The sequence below is a fragment of the Edwardsiella piscicida genome (genome assembly GCF_021733145.1).
Classification (GTDB): Bacteria; Pseudomonadota; Gammaproteobacteria; order Enterobacterales; family Enterobacteriaceae; genus Edwardsiella; species Edwardsiella piscicida.
In genome coordinates this window covers 1,320,249-1,341,185 of the sequence record NZ_CP090968.1, presented here as the reverse complement: position 1 = coordinate 1,341,185, position 20,937 = coordinate 1,320,249, and the positions used below count along the sequence as shown (strand labels likewise).

Here is a 20,937-nt window from a genome sequence, read left to right as displayed (position 1 = left end):
CCCGTCGCTGCGCTGCGGGGGACTAAAACAGATTCGCCAAATCGTGGGTATAGGCCTGCACCACCCGGTGGCCAGCCTGCTTGATCTGGCCGATCAGCTGCACCAGCTTGCTGGCGTAGTTCGGATCCGTGGCGTAGCCGGCGCGCTGCAAGGCATGCGCCGCCTGCTCCGGGGTATCGGCATTGACCACCGCCGCGTAGCGCGGGTTGTTGGTCAGCATGCCGATATAGTCATTGATCGCCTCAAAGTAGGAGCCGTAGACCCGGAAGCGGGCGCGGGTTTTCACCGCCACGCCGTTCTCATACTCGGTGGTGGTGACCTCGGTCGTCGGACCGTCCCAGTTTTTCCCGGCCTTAATACCGAACAGGTTATAGCTGCGCCCGCCGTGGGCCCCCGGGATCTCCCGCTGCCCCCAGCCCGACTCCAGCGCGGCCTGCGCCATAATCAGCTGATGGGGGATCCCGCTCTGGCGGCTGGCCAGCTGGGCCGGCAGGCTCAGCTGGGAGACAAACTCACCGTTGCTGTTCGGCAGCGGCAGCGCCGCCCCACCGTGGGGGATGCGCGGCATCGCGCGACGCATCACCTGCTCCAGGGCATGAATCGGCATGCTGTTAATGGTTTCGCCATCCAGCGCCATCGGCGCCACCCCGACGCTATCGGGGATATGCGCCTGGGCCTGATGGGCGCCGCGCATCTGCTTATACAGCATATCCGCGATCCCCATTCCCTTGCCGGCCGACATCTCCTGCGCTACCTGCTGATCGTAGAGCGAGGTGTACAGGCGGCTCTGTTCGCTGTCGAGGATCCCCTCCTGCGGCGTCGCCTGACGCATGCTTTTCAGCATCATCTGGACGAACATCCCCTCCATCTGGCGCGCGGTTTCCCGCAGCGCCTTATCAGAGCCGCCGGCCGCGCTGTACTTCAGCGAGTTGAGCGCCTGCGCATCATAGGCCGCGCTGCTAAACGCCAGGCTATCGTCGGCCATTAGATGATCTCCAGCTTGGCGCGCAGGCAGCCTGCGCTTTGCATCGCCTGCAGGATCGACATCAGATCGTTCGGCGTCGCGCCCAGCGCGTTCAGCGCGCGTACTACGCTGTTCAGGTTGGCACCGGCCCGCACCTGATGCAGGGCTCCGCCGCTCTGATTGACCGAGATCTGGGTATTCGGCGTCACCACCGTCTGCCCGCCGCCAAACGGCGTGTTCGGCTGGCTGACGTTCAGCTGGCGATCGACGACCACCGACAGGTTGCCCTGCGCCACCGCGCACGAATCCAGTTCGACGTTGCGGTTCATCACCACCGACCCGGTGCGCGAGTTGATGATCACCTTGGCGTCGAAGGTACCGACGTTCACCTCGATATTCTGAATATTGGCCAGCGCACGTACCTGATTGCTGCCCCCCTGCGGCACCAGCACCTGCACGGTACGGGCGTCCAGCGGCGTCGCGGCACCCAGGCCGTTGGCGCGGTTGATGGCATCGCTGATGTGCTGCGCCAGGGTGAAGTCTTCGTTATTCAGCTCCAGATTAATCACGTTGCTGTTGCCGAAGGTGGTCGGCACTGCGCGCTCAATGGTGGCACCGCCGCTGATACGGCCGCCGGACAGCTGGTTTACCTGTACGCTGCTGCCGCCCGCCGACGCGCCGGCGCCGCCGACCAGCACGTTGCCCTGCGCCAGCGCATAGACCTGATTATCCACGCCCTTCAGCGGCGTCATCAGCAGGGTGCCGCCGCGCAGGCTCTTGGCGTTACCCATCGAGGAGACCACCACGTCGATGGTCTGGCCCGGACGGGAGAACGGCGGCAGGTTGGCCGTCACCATCACCGCCGCCACGTTTTTCAGCTGCATGTTGGTTCCGGGGGGAACGGTGATCCCCAGCTGGGACAGCATGTTGTTCAGACTCTGCGTGGTAAACGGCGTCTGCATGGTCTGATCGCCGGTGCCGTCCAGTCCCACCACCAGGCCATAGCCGATCAGGGCGTTGTTACGTACGCCCTGGATGGAGGTGAGATCGCGGATACGCTCGGCCTGCGCCCCCTGGCTCAGCAGCCCCAGCGCCAGCAGCATGCCGGTCAGCCAGGCGCCGGCGCGACGCCAGCGGGTGTCTAGTCCAAAATTACCCATAGCCAAATACCTATCAATAGGGGGAGAGATTGAGGAAGAAGCGCTGCATCCAGCCCATATTCTGCGCTTCATTGATATAGCCGCTGCCCACATATTCGATGCGTGCGTCCGCCACCTGCGTGGAGGGCACGGAATTATTGCCGCTGATGGTGCGCGGATTGACGACGCCGGAGAAGCGGATATATTCGGTGCCCTGGTTGATGGCGATCTGTTTCTCACCGACCACCTTCAGGTTCCCGTTGGACAGCACATCGTCCACGGTGACGGTAATGGTGCCGCTAAAGGTGTTGTTGGCGTTGGCGCCCCCTTTACCGTTGAACTGGTTATCACCGTTGGCCTCCATGTTGGCCCGCGCGTTGCCGAACAGCCCTTCCAGGTAGCGGGGCACGGTGGCGAAGTCGAACTTCGACGTCCCGTTACGGCTGGCGTTGGCCGACGAACTCTTGCTGGCGCTGACGTTTTCCTGCAGCACGATGGTCAGGATATCGCCGATATTACGCGGGCGGCGATCCTCAAACAGCGGCTGATAGCCATAGTTCATCGGCTGGACGCCCTGGAAAATAGAGCCGTTGGGACGCGGCGGAGTCGCCGGCGCCGGCGTGGCAGTCGTCGGCCCGGTCACCACCCGATCGTGGGGAATGTAGGCACATCCCGACAGCGCCAGCGCGCATAACAGCGCCACTCCCGAATGTTTTTGCATCGTTTTTCTGCCTTTTCTGCCATTACCGTCGATGTACGGTACCCCTCGGGTACCGGTGCGACAGGCCCGGCGCATACCTGCGTCCGGGCCTGTCACCTGATTACAGCTGCGTCAGACGCTGCAGCATCTGATCAGAGGTACTGATCGCCTTGCTGTTGATTTCATAGGCGCGCTGAGTCTGGATCATGTTGACCAGCTCTTCGGCCACGTTCACGTTGGAGGTCTCCACATACCCCTGGTACAGCAGACCGGCGCCGTTCAGGCCCGGGGTGCTCTCCGTCGGCGCACCGGAGCTTTCGGTCTCCTGGTACAGGTTCTCCCCCACGCTCTCCAGACCGGCGTCGTTGATAAAGGTGCTCAGGGTCAGCTGGCCGACCTGCTGCGCCGCCGCCTGTCCCTGCAGGGTGACGCTGACGATACCGTCACGGCCGATGGTCATGCTGGTCGCGTTGGCCGGAATAGTGATGGCCGGCGTGACCTGAAAACCGCTGGCGGTCACCAGCTGGCCGTTCTGATCTACCTGGAACGAGCCGTCGCGGGTGTAGGCCTGGCTGCCGTCCGGCAGGGTCACCTGAAAGAAACCCTGCCCTTTGATCGCCACGTCCTTGCTGTTGTTGGTCTGCGACAGGTTGCCCTGGCTGTGCAGGCGCTCGGTGGCGACCGGGCGAACGCCGGTCCCCAGCTGCAGGCCGGACGGCAGGGTGGTCTGCTCTGACGACTGGGCGCCCGGCTGACGCAGGGTTTGGTACAGCAGGTCCTCAAACACCGCACGCTGACGCTTAAACCCATTGGTGCTGACGTTGGCCAGGTTGTTGGCGATCACGTCCATGTTGGTCTGCTGGGCTTCCAGCCCGGTTTTGGCGATGTATAGTGATCGGATCATGATTACTCCTGCGCTGTTAGCTCAGCGATAACAGCTGATTAGCTTTCTGTTCGTTGTCATCCACGCTGCGGATGACCTTCATCTGCATCTCAAAGCGGCGGGCGTTGGTGATCATGTTCACCATCGCCTCGACCGGCTGTACGTTGCTGCCCTCCAGCACCCCCGGCATCACCTTCACCGTCGGGTCCAGCGGCAGCTGGGCACCGCGCTTCTGCTCGGCCTCCGGCGTCAGGTGAAACATCCCGTCATCGCCGTGTACCACCTCTTGGGCGCTGGCCTTGACCAGCTTCAGACGGCCGATCTGGGTGGTGGCATTGGGCTGATCGCCCGCCCCCAGCGCGGTGATGGTACCGTCGGCGGCGATGGTCAGCTGCGCGCGATCGGGAATGGCGATCGGGCCGTTGTCGCCCATCACCAGGTGCCCCTGCGAGGTCAGCATCCCCTGCGGGTTAATCTGCAGGTTGCCGTTACGGGTATAGGCCTCGGCACCGTCGGGCATCTGCACCGCCAGCCAGCCATCCTGCTGCAGCGCCACGTCCAGCGGGCGCTCGGTGTAGTCCAGCTTGCCCATGCTCAGGTCGTGCATCGGCGTCGATGCGGTTACCAGCGTACGGGTCTCCACCGACTCACCGTCGACCGGCACGGCGCGCAGCGCCGCCAGCTGGGCACGAAACCCCGGCGTGGTGGAGTTGGCCATATTGTTGGCCGCGATGGCCTGCTGGTTCAGGGTCTGACTGGCAGCCCCCATCGCGGTATAAATCGCATGATCCATTTAACTCGCCTCGCTATGCCGCCCGCTAAGCGGGCGGCTGTCATCCAAAATTAACGCAGGTTGACCAGGGTCTGCAGGATCTGATCCTGCGTCTTGATGGTCTGGGCGTTGGACTGGTAGTTACGCTGGGCGACGATCATATCGACCAGCTGCTTGCTCAGGTCGACGTTGGAGGCCTCTACCGCCCCGCTGGTCAGCGAGCCGAGGCCGCTGGTGCCGGAGGTGCCGACGATCGGCTGGCCAGACTTGGCGCTCTCGCTCCACACGTTGTTACCTTCAGAGACCAGCCCTTCCGGCGCGGCGAAGTTGGCCATCACAATCTGCCCCAGCAGCTGTTTCTGCTGGTTGGTATAGCTGCCGGTGATGGTGCCATCGTCGTTGATCTGGTAACCGGTCAGCTCGCCGGCCTTGTAGCCATCCTGCGTTTTAGAGGTCACGCCGTCCTTGCCGGTGTTCTGCTGGCGAGTACCGGTAAAGTCCAGCTTGAAGGTCTGCGCCGGGGCGCCGTTGCTGGCGGCCATATTCAGGGTCAGCGGCGCGGTTCCCTTCGCCAGCTCACCGTTGCTGTCAAAGGTCAGATCCCCGGCGTCCTGCGGCTTCCCAGCCGGATCGGCGCTGTCGATGGAGTAGACCTTCCAGGTGGTGGTGATCGGCGCCGTCGTCGTTGATTCCCCTTTGACAAAGTACAGATTCATATTGTGGACGTTGCCCAGCGAATCGTAGGTGGTCATCGAGGTGGCGTAGGTATAGCTGTCAACCTTGCTAGGGTCGAAGGCGACGGTCTTATCGACGGCCTTGTTCGCCGAGTTCAGGTTCAGCACCATGGTGCCCTGGGTACTGGCCTTGGCCGGCATCAGCCCGGTCGGGATCTGGATCGGTACCGGATCGGCGCCCTGCTGAATGGTCGGCGGCGTCCCCGCGGCCGGATAGCCGGTCAGGTACATGCCCTGGGCGTTGGTCAGGAAGCCTTTGGCATCCTTGGAGAACTGACCGTTACGGGTGTAATAGACGCTGCCGTTGGGATCCTGCATGCGGAAGAAGCCCTGACCGCTGATGGCCACGTCCAGACCACGGTTGGTGGTGGTGGTGGTCCCGTCTTTAAAGTCTTGGTTAACGCTGGCGACCGTGACCCCCAGACCCACCTTAGAGCCGGCAAACATGTCGGCAAAGGTGACGGAGCCTGATTTAAAGCCCACGGTCTGCGAGTTGGCAATGTTGTTGCCGATGACGTCCAGCTGGCTGGAAGCGGCGTTCATGCCGCTGATTGCCTGAGAAAATCCCATTTTAAAATCCTGTATCTAGAGTTCGGATAAAGGCCGGCACCCCGGCCGCCATTATAAGATCTGGCGTACGTCGGCCAGTGTGGCTGTTCCGGCCAGTCCCAGCTCCAGCAACGCACCTTTGTTGCTTTGGGTTACCCCATTTACCATGGCGAAATGCAGCGGCTGTACCACCGCCTGCTGGCCCTGGTTCGTGGCGCTGACGCTAAAGTTATACGCGCCGTCGGGCACCTCTACGCCGTCATCGCCCTTACCGTCCCAGGTGTAGCTAAACACCCCGGCGTTATGGCTACCCATATCAATCTGCTTGACCACTTTCCCGGTATTGTCGCTGATGGTCACCACTACGCTCTGGGCGCCGCTCTCCAGCTCAAAGCCAAAGGGGGTGGTGCTGACTTTCTCATCGCCCTCCCCTTTGCCGGTCAAGATGGTTTTCCCCGGGATCATCACGCCGTGACCGATCAGGCTAGAGGCCTGAATCGACTGATTGCTGTTGATCTGCCCGGAGATGCTGCCCAGGGTGGTATTCAGTTTTTCAATACCGCTGACGGTGCTGATCTGCGCCAGCTGAGTGGTCAGCTCGTTGTTCTGCAGCGGGTTGGTCGGATCCTGATTGCGCAGCTGCGCCACCAGCAGAGTCAGGAAGCTGTTCTGTAGGTCCTGACCGTTATCCGCCACCAGCCCGCTTTTACTGCTGGCATTGACCGGTGAGCTGGTATCTACCGGATCGTTAAGCGATACCGAAATGGCCATCACGCCTCCCGCGATTATTGTCCAAGGGTTAAGGTTTTCATCATCAGTGACTTGGTGGTGTTCAGCACCTCAACGTTGGCCTGATAGCTACGTGATGCGGCGATCGAGTTCACCATCTCACCCACCACATCCACGTTGGGCATGCGCACATAGCCTTTGGCATCCGCCAGCGGGTTGCCCGGCTGGTACACCAGACGATCCGGCGCCGGATCGTCGACCACCTGAGAAACCTGTACGCCGCCGATCTCTTCGCCGGCGCCCGGCTTAACCTGAAACACCACCTGCTTGGCGCGGTAGGGTTCGCCGTCGGGACCGGTGACGCTATCGGCGTTGGCCAGGTTACTGGCCGCCACGTTCATACGCTTGGACTGCGCGGTCAGCGCCGAACCGGAAATATCAAAAATGGATAAAAGAGACATGGATTACCCCTGTTGCAGCACGGACATCATGCTTTTGATCTGGCCGCTGAGTACGGTGAGGTCGGTCTGATAACGCAGGCTGTTGTCGGCAAACTGCGTACGTTCGCGATCCATATCGACGGTGTTGCCATCCAGCGACGGCTGATCCGGTACGCGGAACAGCAGATCCAGCGACGGCGGCTGCAGCGTCTGCGCCGGAATATGGCGCGATGAGGTGAGTGAAAGCGCAATGCCGCTGCCGTCAGGGCGCCCCTGTTCAAGGACCCGCGACAGCTGCGAGGCAAAGTCAATGTCCCGGGCCTGGTAGCCGGGGGTATCCGCGTTGGCGATGTTCGCCGCAAGGATTTCCTGACGCTGCGCACGCAGGTTCAGGGCCTCCTGTTGGAAACGAAACGCGGCATCCAGTTTATCGAGCATACCGTCTCCGCTATCGGTTAGCTGGGATGGCGGAAAAGCTCCCCCCACCCTGTGTCAATGACAATTTGGAGTGCATAGGATAGGACCGGTGCGGTAAAGCCGATGGAGGGAATAAGGCGTAAATGGCGCGCTATTTATCGCCTTTACTTTTGCGCTGCGCGGGTAAACTAGGGCGCGTCTCGACACTATCCGCGGCGCCGATGCGCTGCCCAGTGCCAGAGTACAGCCGCATTCGGCGGACGCAGGCCATCGCCTGTCGACGCCCGTTTATTGACCGGGAGAACACCATGCTGCGATCCACGTTTGGCCTGATGGCCCCCCTTACCGCCGCGCTGTGGCTGGCGCCGCCAGCCTGCCTGGCGGCGACGCCGCTCCAAGAGGCGGTGCAGGGCTATTTTCAGCAGCAGTTTCCCGGCAGCGACTACCAGGTGAAGGTCAATATTCTATCGGCGCCCGATCAGTGGCCCAACTGCCTGCAGCCGCGGGTCAGCCAGCTTTCATCGCCCCGCCGCTGGGGTCGCCTTAGCGTGCTGGTACAGTGTCCGCAGGAGAAACGCTACCTGCAAACCGAGGTACAGGTAACGGGCAGCTATCCCGTCGCCATCCACGCGCTGTCGCGCGGGCAAAACCTGACGCCGGCGCAGCTGCGTCTGACCCGGGGTCGACTCGACAGCCTACCTCCCGGTACAATTCTGGATATTGCGCGGCTGTCCGGCGCCACCATGCTACGCAGCATCGGCGCCGGGCAGCCGATCGCCGCCACCATGCTGCGGCGCACCTGGGTGATCCGCGCCGGACAGCAGGTGCAGATCCTGGCCCAGGGCGATGGCTTCAATGTCAGCAGCGAGGGACGCGCGATGAACAACGCCGCGCTGGCCGATGTGGTGCGAGCGCGTACCGCCTCCGGTCAGGTGATCAGCGGCAAGGCCAGCGGCCCTGGCACCCTGACGCTGGTTCTCTAGCCCGCCGCACGCGCGCGGGAGCCGGCCAGATTCAGCGATTGGCGAAATTATCGGTACATTTTTCTAAAGTTATTGATTAATTTGCCGATGGTATAGCTAAAGAAGAGACAGACCGTATAACCACCCGCAACGCCAGGTGGACAGGTCAACCAGAGAGACCATAACGATGAGCATAGATCGTACCTCCGCACTGAGTGCCATCAGCCACCTTCAGGCCCGGGAGCCGCAGGATGCGGCGCAGCAGACCCGCAAGATAGCGACCAGCCAAGAGAGCGTTGTCGGTACCCAGGTCAAGCTGAGCGACGCACAGGCACGCCTGATGCAGCCCAACAGCCGCGACATCAACACCACCCGTGTTGAGGCGCTGAAACAGGCTATCCGCAGCGGTGAACTGAAGATGGATACCGGCAAAATCGCCGATGCCTTACTGCAGGATACGTTCGCCTATTTAAAGGATAAGTAATCTCCATGGCAGACACACTCGTTCACCTGCAGCAGATGGTTGAAAACCTGCAGGCCCTCAACGCCACCCTGGCCCAGGAGCAGCAGCTGCTGTGTGCCGGACAGGTAGACGCGGTGCGCCTACAGACGGTGACGCTGGAAAAAGAGAATCTGCTGGCCGATCTGCGCCACCTCGATCAACGCCGCCGCGACGATGCAGCCCAGCCGCCCTACGCCGAGCCGCAGCAGGCCGCTCTATGGCAAACGATCCTGACGCTGACCCGCCAACTGCATGACATGAATCAGCACAACGGTGACCTGCTTAACCGCCATTTATCCCATAATCAACAGGCGCTGGGTACGCTGAAAAGCCGCCACGGCCAAACCCTGTATGGTCCCGACGGACAGACCCAGAGCGGCCTGTTCAACGCCCGTAAACTGCGTGTTTAACGCTGGCCCTTTTGGCCAACGCCAGGCTGTGCCCTGAACAGGGCACAGACAGAGTATCGGGCGCCCCTATCGGCGCTCGTTCGATAATAAAATTAATGATAATTAACGATAACCTGCTGACTGACGACGTTGATCGGCGGGTAAATCGTCCCCTTTCCCGCCACCCACATCACCAGTCGCAGCGGCACGGCGGCGCTTTCCCCGTTTAATCCGGCAGAACGACCGGACAGACCATCCAGCGCCATGCAGCGTCGCGCGCTGCACAGCTGTAGCGTCAGCCCGTTCGGCGCCGGGCTCAATAGGGTTATCTGCCACACCACGTCATCAATCGCGGCCGCCGGCGGTACGCTCCCCGCCGGCGGCGCCAGCGGGGGCTGGTTACTGGCCATCCCCTTCTGACTCAGGATCCGACCATTACCGTCCGCAGACCAACTGCCGCCGCCGGCCTGTACCGCCCATGGCGCCAGCAAAATAGCCAGACAGAGTAGTCGCTTCATTTATTACGCTCCTTACTCCACGCCGCCGATCGTCGAGGTCATGCGGATCTGGCGGTTGTCGCTGATCTCCAGGTTGGACAACACTACCAGCTGCGGCAGCGAGCGGTGCAGGAAGCGCGCCAGCAGCGGCCGCAGGGCATGATTCACCAGCAGCACCGGCGGTGCACCGAGCAGCTCTTGGCGCTGCAGCGCCTGACGGGCCTGATCCAGCAGGCGATCCGCCAGCCCCGGCTCCAGTCCGCCGCCGCCCTGCAGAGCCTGCAGCAGCAGACGCTCCAGCGGCGTATCCAGCCCAATCACCTGAATCTCACCCTCGCCCGGGAACCACTGCTGGCTGATGGCACGCCCCAGCGCCACGCGCACCAGCGCGGTCAGCTCATAGGGATCTTTCTGTATCGGCGCGTGTTCGGCCAGGGTTTCAATAATGGTACGCATATCGCGGATCGAGACCTTCTCGGCCAGCAGATTCTGCAGCACCTTGTGCAGGATCGTCAGCGACACGACGCCGGGGATAAAGTCTTCCGTCAGCTTCGGCATCTCCTGAGAGACCCGATCCATCAGTTGCTGCGCCTCCTGACGACCAAACAGGTCGCTGGCGTGCTGGCTGATGATATGGTTCAGGTGGGTCGCCACCACGGTACTGGCCTCGACGACGGTGTAGCCCTGGATCTGTGCCTGCTCACGCAGCGCGCTGTCGATCCAGATCGCCGGCAGACCGAAGGCCGGATCGGTGGTGACCTGCCCTTCCAGGGTTCCGGCGGCGCTGCCGGGGTTGATCGCCAGCCAGCGCCCCGGGTGCGCCTCACCGCGCCCGGCCTCGATCCCCTTCAGCAGGATACGGTAGCCGGAGGGCTGCAGCTCCAGGTTATCGCGGATATGAACCACCGGCGGCAGAAAGCCCATGGTCTGGGCAAATTTCTTACGAATACTGCGGATACGTCCGAGCAGCTCGCCATTTTGCTGGAAATCCACCAGCGGGATCAGGCGGTAGCCCACCTCCAGACCGAGCGGGTCCTCCAGCTGCACGTCCTCCCAACTGGCCTCCATCACCGGCTGGCTCTCCTGCAGCGGCATCTGCTCCTGCTGAACCTCGGCCTTCGCCGCCCGCTTGCTCATCCACCAGGCGGTCCCCAGCAGCGCGGCGGTAAACAGCAGGAATACCAGGTTCGGCATGCCGGGCACCAGCCCTAACAGTCCGAGCACCGCGCCGCTTAAGATCAGCACCCGCGGGTTATTGAACAGCTGGGTCACCATCTGTTCGCCCACGTCCTGATCGGTGCTGACGCGGGTCACGATCACGCCCGCCGCGGTAGAGATCACCAGCGCCGGGATCTGGGCGACCAGACCGTCACCGATGGTCAGCAGGGTATAGGTTTCCGCCGCCTGGCTAACCGGCATACCGTGCTGGATAACGCCGATCAGCAGACCGCCGATGACGTTCAGCGCCATGATCATCAGACCGGCGATGGCATCGCCGCGCACAAACTTACTGGCACCGTCCATCGAACCATAGAAGTCGGCCTCTTGGGTGACCTCAGAGCGGCGCTTCTTGGCCTCTTCTTCACCGATAAGCCCGGCGTTGAGATCGGCGTCGATGGCCATCTGCTTACCCGGCATCCCGTCCAGCACAAAGCGCGCGCCAACCTCGGCGATACGCCCGGCCCCCTTGGTGATAACCATAAAGTTGATCAGCACCAGGATAATAAACACGACGATACCGATGGCGAAGTTGCCGCCCACCAGAAAGTGGCCGAACGCTTCGATCACCTGCCCCGCCGCCGCGCCGCCGGTATAGCCGTTCATCAGGATCACGCGGGTCGAAGCGACGTTGAGCGACAGACGCAGCAGCGTCGAAAACAGCAGGATGGTCGGGAAAGCCGCAAACTCCAGCGTTTTCTGGGTGAACATGGCCACCAACAGCACCATGATCGACAGGGCGATGTTAAAGGTGAACAGTAAATCCAGCACGAAGGGCGGCAGCGGCAGCACCATCATGGAGAGGATCATCAAAATAAGGATAGGCCCGGCCAAAACCTGCCATTGAGAGTCTTTCATATTGCCGGGTAGGCGCAGTAGCGCGGCCAGATTAGCCATCTATCGGTGTTCCTTCTTCGGAGTCAGTAACGCCAAAATCCAGTGCGGGCGGCACCGGTAAGTTTGCGGGTTTTTTCGGGGCCTGCCCCCCTTCGAGCCGCCAACGCTTGAGTTGGTATACCCAGGCCAGCACCTCGGCCACGGCGGCGTACAGGGTGGCGGGAATGGCCTGGCCAATTTCGCTGTGACGGTAAAGCGCACGCGCCAGCGGCGGCGCCTCTAGCTGGGGAATGCGATGCTCCGCCCCCAGCGCCTTAATACGCTGGGCTATCTCCCCCGCGCCCTTGGCCAGTACCTTAGGCGCACTCATCTTGTTTTCCTGGTACTGCAGCGCCACGGCGTAGTGGGTCGGGTTAGTCACGATCACATCGGCCTTGGGGACATCGCTCATCATGCGGCGGCGCGCCGCGGCGCGCTGCTGCTGGCGGATCCGCCCCTTAACGTGCGGGTCCCCCTCTTGTTCTTTGAACTCATCCTTAATCTCCTGCTTAGTCATACGCAGCTTGCTCAGGTTGCTCCACACCTGATAAAACACGTCAAACCCCACCATCGGCAGCAGGCCCAGCACCACCAGCAGACCGCACATTCCCACCAGATGCAGGGCATCGCCCATCGCATCCAGCGTGGGCTCGGTGATCAGGCGCAGCATCCGCGGCCAGTAGTGCAGCAGAAACCATCCGCACACCCAGCCGACCAGCGTGGCCTTCAGGATCCCTTTCAACAGCTCGGCCAACACCTGGCTGGAGAACATGCGTTTAAACCCGCTGAGCGGGTTTAAACGATTCAAATCGCATTTGATGGAGCTGGGACTGAACAAAAATCCGCCGATCAGCATCGGCGCGCACCAACCGACCAGCATCAGACCGAGCAGCACCGGCATCAGCGCCGCTACCGCCTGCTGTAGCAGCATGCCCAGCTGGATCAGCATCTGACGATCGTTACTCAACAGCAGGTGGTCGAAGTGCAGCCCCTGGGCTATCATCACCGCCAGCGCTCGCGCCAGATACTCGCCGCCCAGCAGCAGGATAGCCAGCCCCGTCGCCAGCATCAGTATCGAGGTCAGCTCACGCGAACGCGGGATCTGCCCCTTCTCCCGGGCCTTTTCTATTCGGTGGGGTGTGGGGTCTTCGGTTTTTTCCAGATCGCTCTCTTCTGACACGGCGTCCCCGACTGCAATACCTAAAATTACGCAGTGCATAGCATGCCAGAGTAAAAATGAAGCGATGGCGAGAATAGACGCCGTGAAGCGGGTTTTATTAGCCGATCGCCCCGGCAGTCCGCGCCCCCAGGCGGCGGGCCGCGCAAAAGCCGCCACGCTTAAGGCTATTTTAAGTTTCTCTGCTTAGCCTTAGGCCATTTTTGAATTTGCCCCACGGGGCCATTGCCAGACGCCAGGAGTCCTCTTTGTCGCATAAAGGTCTTTCCGCCAGCTTTCTGACGGTCATACTGCTATTGGCCGGTTATTTTACGCTGATACTCAATATTCCCATCCTGCTCCATTTTTACCGCATCCTGCACGCTCTGGGGGAGTATCGCCTCGGCTTCGCCCTGTCGATCCCGGTGGTGCTGTTCGCGGCGTTAACCTGCGTGTTTATGCCGTTCAGCTTCCGGCCGATCCTGAAGCCCTTTTTTATTCTGCTGCTGGTGATCACCGCGCTGGCCAGCTACGCCCAGTACAAGTATCAGGTGATTTTCGACCGCTCGATGATCGAAAACATCTTTGAAACCAACAGCGCCGAGGCGGGCTCTTACCTAAATATCTATGTTATCGCCTGGGTGCTGCTCGCCGGGGTGCTGCCCGCCCAGCTGCTGCTGCGCACTCGCATCATCTATGGCCATAACGTCCTGCTGCGACTGGGGATCCGGCTGTTGGCCATGCTGATCTCACTGCTGGTCATCGCGCTGGTTGCCTGCCTGTACTACCAGGATTACGCCTCCGTCGGGCGCAACAACCGCAGCCTGAACCTGGAGATCCAGCCCGCCAGCTACCTGTACAGCACCGGACAATATATCAACCGCCGCTACCTCACGACGCCAATGCCGTTCCGTAAGGTGGGCGAAGACGCGAAGCTGGTTGAGCCGGCGGGCGAGAAGCCGACGCTGGTGTTCGTGATCCTGGGCGAAACCGCCCGAGCCCAAAACCAGTCTCTGGGCGGCTACGCGCGCGAAACCAACCCCTACAGCGCCAAACAGCCTGGGCTCATCTACTTCCGCAATGTCACCTCTTGCGGCACGGCGACCGCGATTTCGGTCCCCTGCATGTTCTCCAACCTGACGCGTGAGCACTATGATGGCAACATCGCGCGCAACAGCGACAGCGTGATCGATGTGCTGCACCGGGCCGGCGTCACCACCTTCTGGCGTGATAACGACGAGGGCTGCAAAGGCGCATGCGATCGCACGCCGAACGAGCTGGTGCCGACCAAGGCCGATAATCCGCTGTGCAACGGCAAGACCTGCTATGACGAGGTCATGTTGAATAACCTGCAGCAAAAGATCCCGGACGACGGCAAAAGCAAGCTGCTGGTGTTCCATCTGATCGGCAGCCACGGCCCGACCTACTATCTGCGCTATCCCGCGCGCTTCCGCGTCTTTATGCCCGACTGCGAGCGCAGCGATATTGAAAACTGCACCCAGCAGCAGCTGGTCAACACCTATGACAATACCCTGGTGTATACCGACTACGTAGTGAATCAGTTTATTGCGCGGCTGAAAACCTACGAGAAGCAGTACAACGTGGCGCTGTACTATGTCTCCGACCACGGTGAGTCACTGGGCGAGAAAGGGCTGTATCTGCACGGCACCCCTTATCAGTTCGCCCCGGCAGAGCAGACCCATGTCCCGATGTCGCTGTGGCTGTCGGACGGCTATGCCAAGGCCAATCGCATCAATCTGCAGTGTCTGCAGGAGGCCGCCCGTGACGGCAGCTTCTCCCATGACAATCTCTTCCCTACCCTGCTTTCTATGATGCATGTCACTACCAGCGCGGCAAATCCACAGTTGGATATTCTGCAACGCTGCCGTAACTGATCGCCACGCCGCCCCGTCCATCGGGGCGGCATTATGCTGAACAGCGCGATACATATCACAATCCTCTCAGAACAACCTTTTTAATATCAACAGGTCACGCATAATATCCCAACGCGTATCACTCACCGCCAGCCTCTGAGCACCGGGCCATTCGCGCCCCGGCAACCGGCGGCTATCCCGGTACACTGGAACGGCCCCTACAGCCCGTAAAGAGAGGAACGGAACCCGTCATGATTAAGTGGCCTTGGCGCACACAGCTCCCTGCCCAGCAGGACAGTTATCCCTGGTCGGAGGCCTGCGCGATCCCGCTGCTGGCGGCGCTGAGCGACGACGAGCAGCGGCAGCTCATCGCCCTGGCGCGACAGGTGATCCGCCAGAAGCGCCTGGTCCCGCTGCAGGAGCTCCGAGTCACCCCGCTGATGGAGGCGCGCATCGCCCTGCTGTTTGCCCTGCCGGTGCTGGCGCTGGGCATTGAATGGCTCGATGGCTTCCATGAAATCCTGCTGTATCCCGAACCCTACGTTCTGCACGAAGAGTGGGAGGACGATATCGGCCTGGTGCACTGTGGCCCCTCGGTACAGGCCGGTCAGTGCAGCGCCCAAGGGCCGATCGTGCTCAACTGGCTGGACGTCCGCGACTCCTTCGATCGCTCCGGCTATAACCTGGTGATCCATGAAACCGCGCACAAGCTGGATATGCGCAGCGCCGGGATCGCTAACGGGATCCCCCCGATCCCGCTGCGCGAGATCGCCGCCTGGGAGCAGGCGCTGCACGCCGCCATGGAGGCGATTCAGGAAGAGGCCGACCTACTCGGCGAGGCGGGGGCCAGCCTGGACGCCTACGCCGCCAGCGAGCCGGCGGAGTGCTTTGCCGTCCTCTCCGAATACTTCTTCAGCGCGCCGGAGCTGCTGGCCGAACGCTTCCCTGCGGTCTACCGCCACTTTGTCGGCTTTTACCGCCAGGATCCGCTGCAGCGCCTGCGCCAAAGCGGCCTTCTGCTCCCCTGACCCCCGCGTTCGGCGATAAAATCGCCGCTTGAAACACGTGCCCGGGGTTAGCTGTTGACAGGCTCCGACGGGATCGCTATGATGCGCCCCGTTGTCACGATTCCTCTGTAGTTCAGTCGGTAGAACGGCGGACTGTTAATCCGTATGTCACTGGTTCGAGTCCAGTCAGAGGAGCCAGATTCCTGAAAAGCCCGCCTTGCGCGGGCTTTTCGTTTTTGAGCTTCCCGCCAGAAGCGCCCCTTACGCCGCGCGGCGCTGCTATATTCGCCAAACGATCGCTCGCCCCGGGATATTCCCTTTACAGCGGCGGCCCCCTTCGCTATGATGCGCCCCGTTGTCACAATTCCTCTGTAGTTCAGTCGGTAGAACGGCGGACTGTTAATCCGTATGTCACTGGTTCGAGTCCAGTCAGAGGAGCCAAATTTAGAAAAGCCCGCGTAAGGAAACTTATGCGGGCTTTTTGCATATCAATGACTCGATTGTTTCAAGCCACTCTCGGCCTCCGCTCGCACGCGACTCTGGCAGCAAATGCACCTGCTATTTCCAACGCAGCTTTCCGCAGAGGGAAATAAGCATTTTGGCGAGATAGTGGTACCGAAAGTAAAGCTACGTAGGACTCTTGGTACAGAGTGTTACCAACGGTGCGAAAGTGATCCATATCCGACGCCTGAAATTAGATCCAGGGGTTAATCTGCTCTCCTGATTCGGGAGAGCTTATGGTCACTTTTGAGACAGTTATGGAAATTAAAATCCTGCATAAGCAGGGTATGAGCAGTCGGGCGATCGCCAGGGAACTGGGTATCTCCCGTAACACCGTAAAGCGTTATCTGCGTGCGCAGTCTGAGCCGCCAAAATATACGCCGCGTCCCGCAACCGCTTCACTCCTGGATGAATACCGGGACTATATTCGGCAACGCATCGCCGATGCTCATCCTTATAAAATCCCTGCAACGGTCATCGCCCGCGAGATCACGGAGCAGGGTTATCGTGGTGGCATGACCATCCTGAGAGAGTTCATACGTTCACTTGCCATTCCTCAGGAACAGGAGCCTGTCGTGCGCTTCGAAACAGAGCCAGGACGACAGATGCAGGTTGACTGGGGCACCATGCGTAATGGCAAATCACCACTTCATGTGTTCGTTGCCGTTCTGGGGTTCAGCAGAATGCTGTATATCGAGTTCACTGACAATATGCGCTACGACACCCTGGAAGAATGCCACCGTAATGCGTTCAGCTTCTTCGGTGGCGTACCGCGTGAAGTGCTCTACGACAACATGAAAACGGTAGTGCTACAGCGCGATGCTTATCGGGCCGGGCAACACCGGTTCAACCCTTCACTGTGGCAGTTCGGCAAAGAGATGGGCTTCTCTCCACGGCTGTGCCGCCCCTTCAGAGCACAGACTAAAGGCAAGGTGGAGCGGATGGTGCAGTACACCCGCAACAGCTTCTACATCCCGCTAATGACTCGCCTGCGTCCGTTGGGGATCACCGTCGATGTTGAAACAGCCAACCGCTACGGCCTGCGCTGGTTGCACGATGTCGCTAACCAGCGCAGGCACGAAACAATACAGACCCGTCCCTGCGATCGCTGGATCGAAGAGCAGCAGTCCATGCTGGCTCTACCGACGGAGAAAAAACAGTATGACGTGCAGGTAGACGAAAGCCTGGTGACCTTCGACAGGCAGCCACTGCACCACCCGCTATCCATCTATGACACGTTCTGCAGAGGAGCCGCATGATGGTGGAACTGCAACATCAACGGCTGATGGTGCTTGCCGAACAGCTGCAACTGGACAGTCTGATCAGCGCAGCGCCAGCCCTGTCACAGCAGGCAGTGGAGCAGGAATGGAGTTACATGGACTTCCTGGAGCATCTGCTTCACGAAGAGAAACTGGCCCGACATCAGCGTAAACAGGCAATGTATACCCGGATGGCGGCCTTCCCGGCAGTGAAAACGTTCGAAGAATACGACTTTACCTTCGCCACCGGTGCGCCGCAGAAGCAGATCCAGTCGCTGCGTTCACTGAGCTTCATAGAGCGCAACGAAAACATCGTGTTGCTGGGGCCATCCGGCGTGGGGAAAACGCATCTGGCAATAGCAATGGGCTACGAAGCGGTACGGGCGGGTATCAAGGTTCGCTTCACTACGGCGGCGGATCTCTTGCTTCAGCTGTCCACGGCACAACGCCAGGGGCGCTATAAAACAACGCTTCACCGTGGCGTGATGGCACCAAAGCTGCTCATCATCGATGAAATAGGCTACCTGCCGTTCAGCCAGGAAGAAGCCAAGCTGTTCTTCCAGGTCATCGCCAAACGTTATGAAAAGAGCGCGATGATCCTGACCTCCAACCTGCCGTTCGGGCAGTGGGATCAGACGTTCGCCGGTGATGCGGCGCTAACATCCGCGATGCTGGACCGGATCTTACACCACTCACACGTTGTTCAAATAAAAGGAGAGAGTTATCGACTGAAACAGAAACGAAAGGCCGGGGTTATCGCTGAAGCTAATCCTGAGTAAAACGGTGGATCAATATTAGACCGTCGGTGGAGATGTAAGTGGATCACTTTTTACCCGTCGTTGACACAGAGCGCGCTTATTTGAAGAAATGCTCGTTAAGGCCAAGATCGGCTGCCCGGCTCGTCAGGGTGAAACGCCTTCTTTTCTCGCTGATACAACTGTTTCAGCGCTAAGGAGAAAATTCCGCCCTATCTCTAGCGCCACGCATAGAAAGCGATACAAGGGGGGCGCCTCGCTTACGACAGACTTTCAGCACAGCAGTCCTCCACGCGGTGACGACAGAGTAAAGACAACCTATCTCGGTGCAGAAGCGTGACGCTTTCATCGATACGGCTGCCGCTCAGAGAGTCGTTTATCATGCTGTAAGCCTGTTTCTACATAGAGAAGAATTTTGAGTCAGGGCGATACGCGGGCCGTTTCCCCTGGGCATCTCTTACCATCAGGGCCACCCCCACCTTCCCCAGCTTGCTTAAAAGACGGAGCATGTCGTCCGTCAATTCACCGCGTAGGTATTCTCCTCACATTACGGTTCTGAGCCAATGTCATCGGTAAACGGGTAAGCGTCGTGAAGGTTTATCGGGCGGTAGAGCGGATCCTTCGCCATGCGCTCCCGCACCGAAGCGTGTATCAACGAACCCGCGGGAATAGCACGTGGTTCGCCCAGCGGCAAATAACGCCCCAGAAACGCGGGCCGTGAAGTACGCCACTCGCGCCAGCGTTTATTTTTGGGGATGAACTCAAGGATCCACCACAGCCCCTTCAAGGAACGGTGAAGTATTCCGGTCGCATCCGGGGGGACAAATATTTCACCGCCGAGACGCATTTTTCCTCCCATGCTGATCGTGCGACGCGTCTCTTCATCGTAGGTTAGGCCAGCCTTTTGCGCCTCTTCCAACATCCAGATGAGAGGATATTTGGAGAGTCCACTTTCACTTTCAGGATATCCTCCGCCAACATCAGCGTGAACGCCTGCAAACCAGACCTGCTGAATATCCTGGGCTATTTCGCTCTCTTTCCGATAAGGAATAGGACGGTAGGGTTGCGGGTCTATCCATCGGTTGAGACGAAACATACGCCGTCGCTCATCAATAGAAATAGCCTGCCGAAAACACTTCACCGCCTTGTTTGTTCGAGTGAAGCGAAGCGTTTGTATCTTCGGTAGCAGACAATCACGGTGAGGCACTATCACTGAAGATACGGTATCCCACACGCCGATAAATTCGATTCTCGCCGGCCGCCCGCCCGCAATACGGCCAAAGAGCCACGCATCCTCCAGCCCATCATCTGGAGCGGTGGCAACCCCGTCGCCACTGGCCTTTTTGTACGCCGTCAGGCCGTATTCGGCCAGATTACTCTGCTCCGGCGCGATGATGCCAATAGTTTCAATCAACGCGGCCAGAACACGTACCGTATAAGCACCACGGCTGAACCCAAGCAGATATATTTTATCGCCCTCATGCCAGTTCTGGCACAAAAAATCATATGCCTTGAGTACATCGTTATCCAGGCCATACCCTGTCCCCAGCCCTAATAATAGACGACACTGCTGTTTAAACCGTTGCCAAGGATTATCCAGCCCCAGCGTACCGACTCCCGGCGTATAGAGAACCTGTTGCTGCGTGTTTTTTTCTAGAATTCGATAAAATTTAAGTACGTTTGACATTGTCCGGTTTAGCTCATTACCGGTCCCATCGCAGCAAATAACAATACGCTTATCCATGCTTATCTCCCGTAACGTGATTTACAAAAATAGCATAGAATGCAGATGAGTACATTACGCCACGTACAGAGTTTAGCTCAAGATTGTTATTAGTGCTTTTGTGTAAAACCAACTCAATAAAATCAAAACACGTTTAATTTCACTTAAAATACCCCAACAACATTGCTTAATGAATTTATAATCAAATCAAAATATACTTAATTAACGATAACTAGTTATGCCTATAGTTATTTATCTGTCCGAGCTCACAGCGGATGGGGTTCAATGGTAAAGTTATTCATCAGCGAATCACCTTATTTAGGTATCACCGGATAACGAAACCATCTCAGAAGCAAGCAGAATCGTTATCTAAAATAGCTTTCTAAAATGATAGTCATCGTAGCGCTATCGTTTCCTGATAATCAATGGAAAGACGTAGTATCGAATCTGAACAAAAAACCGCTTACTCTCCATCGATAACCACCTCTCTGATGCCATGCAGCATCCCTAACGCAATAACTTCGCAGCCATCGCTGTACACGACCTGATTCGAAAGAAAGTACGGCCAAATCAATATAGGGAAAGGAAGCCGCGTTGATATACCAACCACGGCCCCTAGCGTTGTCTTCTGGTGGGAAAAACTAGAGAGGTTAATTCTCACGCTAGAGATATTGATAGACTGAAGTGTAATTTACGATTTTTAATCAATAAGTTGCTTTACCATATACGCGAGGAGAGAGACGTTAAACTCAGCAACGTCAAGGTAACTGATCTTTTGCATTAACGGCCGCGTAGCCCCGGGCAGACAAGCGTGCCTGCTGTTCCAACGCCGACGCACTGCTGTGATTATCGGCAAACGAGCCGTAGACGACATCTTCAGCCTTTACAGCC

Annotated in this window: 20 protein-coding genes and 2 tRNA genes; 9 read left to right on the top strand and 13 right to left on the bottom strand. The window is 59.2% G+C overall.

What is annotated here, in order from left to right:
- Nucleotides 1-22: 22 nt before the first annotated feature.
- From flgJ to flgB, 9 genes are all read right to left on the bottom strand, one after another.
- Nucleotides 23-985: a flagellar assembly peptidoglycan hydrolase FlgJ gene (flgJ, locus tag L1P05_RS06055; RefSeq protein ID WP_012848092.1), complete on the bottom strand. Its 963-nt coding sequence runs from the start codon at nt 983-985 to the stop codon at nt 23-25.
- Nucleotides 985-2,067: a flagellar basal body P-ring protein FlgI gene (locus L1P05_RS06050; RefSeq protein ID WP_034168043.1), complete on the bottom strand. Its 1,083-nt coding sequence runs from the start codon at nt 2,065-2,067 to the stop codon at nt 985-987. Before L1P05_RS06050 ends, flgJ begins: the two co-directional genes overlap by 1 nt.
- Nucleotides 2,068-2,137: 70 nt before the next feature.
- Nucleotides 2,138-2,824, bottom strand: a complete 687-nt coding sequence (gene flgH, locus L1P05_RS06045; protein WP_012848090.1) for a flagellar basal body L-ring protein FlgH — start codon at nt 2,822-2,824, stop codon at nt 2,138-2,140.
- 100 nt (nt 2,825-2,924) lie between these two features.
- On the bottom strand, nt 2,925-3,707 hold the full coding sequence (gene flgG / locus L1P05_RS06040) for a flagellar basal-body rod protein FlgG (RefSeq protein WP_012848089.1): 783 nt from the start codon (nt 3,705-3,707) through the stop codon (nt 2,925-2,927).
- Between the two features lie 16 nt (nt 3,708-3,723).
- Complete coding sequence (locus L1P05_RS06035; protein ID WP_012848088.1) at nt 3,724-4,479, bottom strand: flagellar basal body rod protein FlgF; 756 nt, start codon at nt 4,477-4,479, stop codon at nt 3,724-3,726.
- 50 nt (nt 4,480-4,529) lie between these two features.
- Entirely contained in the window at nt 4,530-5,762 is a 1,233-nt protein-coding gene (gene flgE / locus L1P05_RS06030) for a flagellar hook protein FlgE (protein ID WP_012848087.1), read from the bottom strand.
- Nucleotides 5,763-5,813: 51 nt separating this feature from the next.
- Nucleotides 5,814-6,512 carry a flagellar hook assembly protein FlgD gene (gene flgD / locus L1P05_RS06025; protein ID WP_012848086.1) on the bottom strand — a complete coding sequence of 233 codons (699 nt, stop codon included), beginning with the start codon at nt 6,510-6,512 and terminating at the stop codon, nt 5,814-5,816.
- A gap of 14 nt (nt 6,513-6,526) precedes the next feature.
- The gene (gene flgC / locus L1P05_RS06020; RefSeq protein WP_012848085.1) at nt 6,527-6,931 is read right to left on the bottom strand and encodes a flagellar basal body rod protein FlgC; all 405 of its coding nucleotides are present in this window, start codon (nt 6,929-6,931) and stop codon (nt 6,527-6,529) included.
- A 3-nt stretch (nt 6,932-6,934) separates the two neighbouring features.
- Nucleotides 6,935-7,348, bottom strand: coding sequence for a flagellar basal body rod protein FlgB (gene flgB, locus L1P05_RS06015; RefSeq protein WP_012848084.1), 414 nt, complete (start codon nt 7,346-7,348; stop codon nt 6,935-6,937).
- 287 nt (nt 7,349-7,635) lie between these two features.
- Here flgB and flgA point away from each other — a divergent pair, with 287 nt between their 5' ends.
- The 3 genes from flgA (at nt 7,636) to L1P05_RS06000 (ending at nt 9,201) form a co-directional block, all read left to right on the top strand.
- Nucleotides 7,636-8,310, top strand: coding sequence for a flagellar basal body P-ring formation chaperone FlgA (gene flgA / locus L1P05_RS06010; protein ID WP_015683295.1), 675 nt, complete (start codon nt 7,636-7,638; stop codon nt 8,308-8,310).
- Nucleotides 8,311-8,476: 166 nt separating this feature from the next.
- A complete protein-coding gene (gene flgM, locus L1P05_RS06005) occupies nt 8,477-8,773 on the top strand; it encodes a flagellar biosynthesis anti-sigma factor FlgM (protein ID WP_012848082.1) in 297 nt (98 codons plus the stop codon).
- A 5-nt stretch (nt 8,774-8,778) separates the two neighbouring features.
- A complete protein-coding gene (locus tag L1P05_RS06000) occupies nt 8,779-9,201 on the top strand; it encodes a flagella synthesis protein FlgN (RefSeq protein ID WP_012848081.1) in 423 nt (140 codons plus the stop codon).
- A 92-nt stretch (nt 9,202-9,293) separates the two neighbouring features.
- On the opposite strand, the gene L1P05_RS05995 is transcribed toward L1P05_RS06000, so the two are convergent.
- The 3 genes from L1P05_RS05995 to flhB are packed head-to-tail and all read right to left on the bottom strand — an operon-like array spanning nt 9,294 to nt 12,951.
- Nucleotides 9,294-9,698 carry a flagellar protein FlhE gene (locus tag L1P05_RS05995; protein WP_012848080.1) on the bottom strand — a complete coding sequence of 135 codons (405 nt, stop codon included), beginning with the start codon at nt 9,696-9,698 and terminating at the stop codon, nt 9,294-9,296.
- Between the two features lie 12 nt (nt 9,699-9,710).
- The gene (gene flhA / locus L1P05_RS05990; protein WP_012848079.1) at nt 9,711-11,792 is read right to left on the bottom strand and encodes a flagellar biosynthesis protein FlhA; all 2,082 of its coding nucleotides are present in this window, start codon (nt 11,790-11,792) and stop codon (nt 9,711-9,713) included.
- On the bottom strand, nt 11,785-12,951 hold the full coding sequence (gene flhB / locus L1P05_RS05985; RefSeq protein WP_015461243.1) for a flagellar biosynthesis protein FlhB: 1,167 nt from the start codon (nt 12,949-12,951) through the stop codon (nt 11,785-11,787). The genes flhA and flhB overlap by 8 nt, the downstream gene beginning before the upstream one ends.
- 245 nt (nt 12,952-13,196) lie before the next feature.
- Here flhB and L1P05_RS05980 point away from each other — a divergent pair, with 245 nt between their 5' ends.
- The 6 genes from L1P05_RS05980 to istB all read left to right on the top strand — a co-directional run bounded on the left by L1P05_RS05980 (nt 13,197) and on the right by istB (nt 18,347).
- Entirely contained in the window at nt 13,197-14,822 is a 1,626-nt protein-coding gene (locus L1P05_RS05980) for a phosphoethanolamine transferase (protein WP_012848077.1), read from the top strand.
- Between the two features lie 230 nt (nt 14,823-15,052).
- Complete coding sequence (mtfA, locus tag L1P05_RS05975; protein ID WP_012848076.1) at nt 15,053-15,829, top strand: DgsA anti-repressor MtfA; 777 nt, start codon at nt 15,053-15,055, stop codon at nt 15,827-15,829.
- Nucleotides 15,830-15,930: 101 nt separating this feature from the next.
- A tRNA-Asn gene (locus L1P05_RS05970) sits at nt 15,931-16,006 on the top strand.
- 167 nt (nt 16,007-16,173) lie between these two features.
- Nucleotides 16,174-16,249: transfer RNA gene (locus L1P05_RS05965), tRNA-Asn, on the top strand.
- A gap of 296 nt (nt 16,250-16,545) precedes the next feature.
- Complete coding sequence (gene istA, locus L1P05_RS05960; RefSeq protein ID WP_012846921.1) at nt 16,546-17,568, top strand: IS21 family transposase; 1,023 nt, start codon at nt 16,546-16,548, stop codon at nt 17,566-17,568.
- Nucleotides 17,565-18,347: an IS21-like element ISSen3 family helper ATPase IstB gene (gene istB, locus L1P05_RS05955; RefSeq protein WP_012846920.1), complete on the top strand. Its 783-nt coding sequence runs from the start codon at nt 17,565-17,567 to the stop codon at nt 18,345-18,347. Before istA ends, istB begins: the two co-directional genes overlap by 4 nt.
- A 523-nt stretch (nt 18,348-18,870) precedes the next feature.
- Here the strand turns inward: istB and L1P05_RS05950 are convergent.
- Nucleotides 18,871-20,067, bottom strand: a complete 1,197-nt coding sequence (locus L1P05_RS05950; protein ID WP_012848075.1) for a DUF2235 domain-containing protein — start codon at nt 20,065-20,067, stop codon at nt 18,871-18,873.
- Between the last annotated feature and the right edge of the window lie 870 nt (nt 20,068-20,937).

What these genes read in the sequence shown, in the direction of transcription:
- flhA (WP_012848079.1), bottom strand. Translation starts at nt 11,792, where the DNA reads ATGGCTAATCTGGCCGCGCTACTGCGCCTACCCGGCAATATGAAAGAC.
- flgH (WP_012848090.1), bottom strand. Translation starts at nt 2,824, where the DNA reads ATGCAAAAACATTCGGGAGTGGCGCTGTTATGCGCGCTGGCGCTGTCG.
- L1P05_RS05995 (WP_012848080.1), bottom strand. Translation starts at nt 9,698, where the DNA reads ATGAAGCGACTACTCTGTCTGGCTATTTTGCTGGCGCCATGGGCGGTA.
- flgM (WP_012848082.1), top strand. Translation starts at nt 8,477, where the DNA reads ATGAGCATAGATCGTACCTCCGCACTGAGTGCCATCAGCCACCTTCAG.
- mtfA (WP_012848076.1), top strand. Translation starts at nt 15,053, where the DNA reads ATGATTAAGTGGCCTTGGCGCACACAGCTCCCTGCCCAGCAGGACAGT.
- flgJ (WP_012848092.1), bottom strand. Translation starts at nt 985, where the DNA reads ATGGCCGACGATAGCCTGGCGTTTAGCAGCGCGGCCTATGATGCGCAG.
- L1P05_RS06050 (WP_034168043.1), bottom strand. Translation starts at nt 2,067, where the DNA reads ATGCTGCTGGCGCTGGGGCTGCTGAGCCAGGGGGCGCAGGCCGAGCGT.
- flgA (WP_015683295.1), top strand. Translation starts at nt 7,636, where the DNA reads ATGCTGCGATCCACGTTTGGCCTGATGGCCCCCCTTACCGCCGCGCTG.
- L1P05_RS05950 (WP_012848075.1), bottom strand. Translation starts at nt 20,067, where the DNA reads ATGGATAAGCGTATTGTTATTTGCTGCGATGGGACCGGTAATGAGCTA.
- istB (WP_012846920.1), top strand. Translation starts at nt 17,565, where the DNA reads ATGATGGTGGAACTGCAACATCAACGGCTGATGGTGCTTGCCGAACAG.
- flgG (WP_012848089.1), bottom strand. Translation starts at nt 3,707, where the DNA reads ATGATCCGATCACTATACATCGCCAAAACCGGGCTGGAAGCCCAGCAG.
- flgE (WP_012848087.1), bottom strand. Translation starts at nt 5,762, where the DNA reads ATGGGATTTTCTCAGGCAATCAGCGGCATGAACGCCGCTTCCAGCCAG.
- istA (WP_012846921.1), top strand. Translation starts at nt 16,546, where the DNA reads ATGGTCACTTTTGAGACAGTTATGGAAATTAAAATCCTGCATAAGCAG.
- flgD (WP_012848086.1), bottom strand. Translation starts at nt 6,512, where the DNA reads ATGGCCATTTCGGTATCGCTTAACGATCCGGTAGATACCAGCTCACCG.
- L1P05_RS06000 (WP_012848081.1), top strand. Translation starts at nt 8,779, where the DNA reads ATGGCAGACACACTCGTTCACCTGCAGCAGATGGTTGAAAACCTGCAG.
- flgC (WP_012848085.1), bottom strand. Translation starts at nt 6,931, where the DNA reads ATGTCTCTTTTATCCATTTTTGATATTTCCGGTTCGGCGCTGACCGCG.
- L1P05_RS06035 (WP_012848088.1), bottom strand. Translation starts at nt 4,479, where the DNA reads ATGGATCATGCGATTTATACCGCGATGGGGGCTGCCAGTCAGACCCTG.
- flgB (WP_012848084.1), bottom strand. Translation starts at nt 7,348, where the DNA reads ATGCTCGATAAACTGGATGCCGCGTTTCGTTTCCAACAGGAGGCCCTG.